Consider the following 2,774-nt stretch of genomic DNA (forward strand, 5'->3'; position numbering starts at 1 on the left):
CGGGACCCTGGCCTACTTCGCGGTCCTGGTCGGCGGCGGCGGCATGGCCGCGCAGGGCCTGTTCGAGCGGCTGACCGGCTAGCGGCCGCACCCAAGGAAGCAGGAGACACGCACCCGCATGAGCACCCCGATCCGTCCGGCCCGCCCCTGGTTCCGCTTCGTCGCCCTCGTCGTCCTGGCCCTGCTGCTGGCCGCCGCCCCCGCGCTGGCGGCCGGCACCGGCGAGGCGCGCCCGCGCGCCCGCGACGTGGGCATCGTCATCGGCACCCTGCCCACCGGCCGGCACAACGCCATCACCGACGTGAAAGGGGTCGGCGTGGGCCATGCCACCCTGCGCGAGGGCCGGCGCCTGAACACCGGCGTCACCGCCATCGTCCCGCACCCGGGCAACCTGTACCGCGAGCGCGTGCCGGCGGCCATCGTGGTCGGCAACGGCTTCGGCAAGCTGCTGGGCGTGACCCAGGTGCAGGAACTGGGCGAGCTGGAGACGCCGATCCTGCTCACCGGCACCCTGGGCGTGTGGAAGGTGGCCGACGCCCTGGTCGAGCACCTGCTGCAGCAGCCGGACATGGAGAACGTGCGCTCGATCAACCCGGTGGTGGGCGAGACCAACGACGGCTACCTCAACGACATCCGCGCCCGCGCGGTCGGCGCCGAACAGGTGCGCCAGGCCCTGGCCGGCGTCGGCTACGGCCCGGTCGAGGAGGGCGCGGTCGGCGCCGGTGCCGGCACCGTGGCCTTCGGCTGGAAGGGCGGCATCGGCACCAGCTCGCGGGTGCTGCCCGGGGCCGACGGCGGCTGGACCGTGGGCGTGCTGGTGCAGAGCAACTACGGCGGCCGCCTGACCGTGGCCGGCGTGCCGGTGTGGAAGTCGCTGCCCGATCCGGCGCAGGTGGCGCGCGCCGCCGAGCCGGCCCCGAGCACCGGCGACGGCAGCATCATGATCGTGGTGGCCCCCGACGCGCCGCTGGACCCGGCCGCGCTGCGCCGCCTGGCCGCGCGCGCGCTCACCGGCCTGGCCCGGACCGGCTCGGACATGTCCAACGGCTCGGGCGACTACGTGATCGCCTTCTCCACCGCCGGGCAGAACCGGCGCGACCCGGGGCAGGCGGTGCAGCCGGCCGCCAGCGTGGGCGGCGAGGCCATCACGCCGCTGTTCGAGGCCGTGGCCGAGGCCACCGAGGAGGCCATCCTCAACTCCATGCTGCGCGCCACCACCGTGCACGGCCACCGCGGCACCGCGCCGGCGCTGCCCCTGCAGCCGCTGCTGCAGGCGCTGGACGCGGCCGGGGCGCGGCAGCCGGTGGCCGCTCCCTAGCAAGCCTGCAGGATCGGGCAAGGATCCGGCGGTCGCGTGGCTTCACCCGCGGCCGCCCGGCGGCATCCTTGGGCCATGGCGGCGGTCCGCACCGGTTGCCGCCGCCGCACTCCCCCTTCTTCCGCGATCCCCACGACCATGCGACCCGAGGACCACACCATCGCCTTCGGCATCCCCAGGCTGCCGGCCCGCTACGGCGCGCTGGTCATGCCGCTGCTGCTGTCGCTGCTGATGACCGCGATCGTCTCGCTGATCACCACGCTCAAGGCCATCGGCCTGGCGCCGCGCTGGCTCTCGGCCTGGGGCGTGTCCTGGCTGATCGCCTTCCCGGTGCTGCTGCTGGTGCTGCCGCTGGTGCGCAGGCTCACGGCGCGGATCGTGCGTCCGGCCTGAGGCGCGGGCGGCCGCCCCGGGGCGCATGGCCTACACTGCGGGCATGTCCCAGGCCGCGCCCTTCGCCTGCCGCAGCGGCTGCGCCGCCTGCTGCATCGCCCCGTCGATCTCCTCGCCCCTGCCCGGGCTGCCGGGCGGCAAGCCGGCGGGCGTGCCCTGCCCGCACCTGGACGGGGCGCTGCGCTGCCGCCTGTTCGGCCGCCCGGAGCGGCCGGCGGTGGGCGCCTCGCTGCCGCCACACCCGGCCATGTGCGGCTCCAGCCGCGAGGAGGCGCTGGCCATCCTGGCCGCGGAGGAGGCGGCCACCGCCCCGGATCAGCCGGACTGAGCCATCCCCAGGTACTGGTCCTTGAGCCGCACGTAGTGCGCGGCCGAGTAGTGCAGGCTCTCGATCTCGCGCTCGCCCAGCCTGCGCACGCAGCGCGCCGGGTTGCCCAGCCACAGCTCGCCCTCGCCCCCCTCCTTGCCCGGGCCGACCCCCGCGCCGGCGCCGACCAGGGCGTGGCGGCGCACCACCGCTCCATCCAGCACGCAGGCGCCCATGCCGATCAGGCAGGCGTCCTCGATGGTGCAGGCGTGGATGATGGCCCCATGCCCCACGGTCACGTCCGCGCCGATCAGGGTCGGGAAGCCGCCCTTGTTGTACGGGCTGTGATGGCTGACGTGGATGATGGTGCCGTCCTGGATGTTGCTGCGCGCGCCGATGCGCACGTGGTTGACGTCGCCGCGGATCACGCAGCCGGGCCAGACCGAGACGTCGTCCTCCAGCACCACGTCGCCGATCACGGTGGCGGCCGGATCCAGGTACACGCGCCGGCCCAGCACGGGCGAGCGGTCCAGATAGGGGCGCAGGTTGGGCATGTGCATGGCGCCATTGTAGGAGCCGCGTCCGCGGCGAGGCGACGGACACGGCCGGTCGCGGCGTGCGGGCCGGCGCCGGGGGCGTCCATGGCGCCTCGTGCGGGGCGGTTCGACGCAGGCGCCGGACACGCCGCCGGGCCGCCGCGGACGCGGCTCCTACAATGGGGGGCATGGACGCCACCCGCACCCCGCACGCCNTGCC

4 protein-coding genes are annotated in these 2,774 nt (G+C 75.4%); 3 read left to right on the forward strand and 1 reads right to left on the reverse strand.

Annotated elements, in window-relative coordinates:
• The first annotated feature begins 118 nt into the window (after positions 1-118).
• From CR938_RS14090 to CR938_RS14100, 3 genes are all read left to right on the forward strand, one after another.
• Positions 119-1,318: a P1 family peptidase gene (locus CR938_RS14090; RefSeq protein ID WP_162125591.1), complete on the forward strand. Its 1,200-nt coding sequence runs from the start codon at positions 119-121 to the stop codon at positions 1,316-1,318.
• A gap of 138 nt (positions 1,319-1,456) precedes the next feature.
• Positions 1,457-1,711, forward strand: coding sequence for a DUF2798 domain-containing protein (locus tag CR938_RS14095; RefSeq protein ID WP_162125592.1), 255 nt, complete (start codon positions 1,457-1,459; stop codon positions 1,709-1,711).
• 43 nt (positions 1,712-1,754) lie between these two features.
• Positions 1,755-2,039: a YkgJ family cysteine cluster protein gene (locus tag CR938_RS14100; RefSeq protein ID WP_162125593.1), complete on the forward strand. Its 285-nt coding sequence runs from the start codon at positions 1,755-1,757 to the stop codon at positions 2,037-2,039.
• On the opposite strand, the gene CR938_RS14105 is transcribed toward CR938_RS14100, so the two are convergent.
• Positions 2,027-2,572, reverse strand: a complete 546-nt coding sequence (locus CR938_RS14105; protein ID WP_162125594.1) for a gamma carbonic anhydrase family protein — start codon at positions 2,570-2,572, stop codon at positions 2,027-2,029. The genes CR938_RS14100 and CR938_RS14105 overlap by 13 nt on opposite strands.
• Between the last annotated feature and the right edge of the window lie 202 nt (positions 2,573-2,774).

The sequence above is a fragment of the Pseudoxanthomonas taiwanensis genome, from assembly GCF_010093135.1.
Lineage (GTDB): Bacteria > Pseudomonadota > Gammaproteobacteria > Xanthomonadales > Xanthomonadaceae > Pseudoxanthomonas > Pseudoxanthomonas taiwanensis.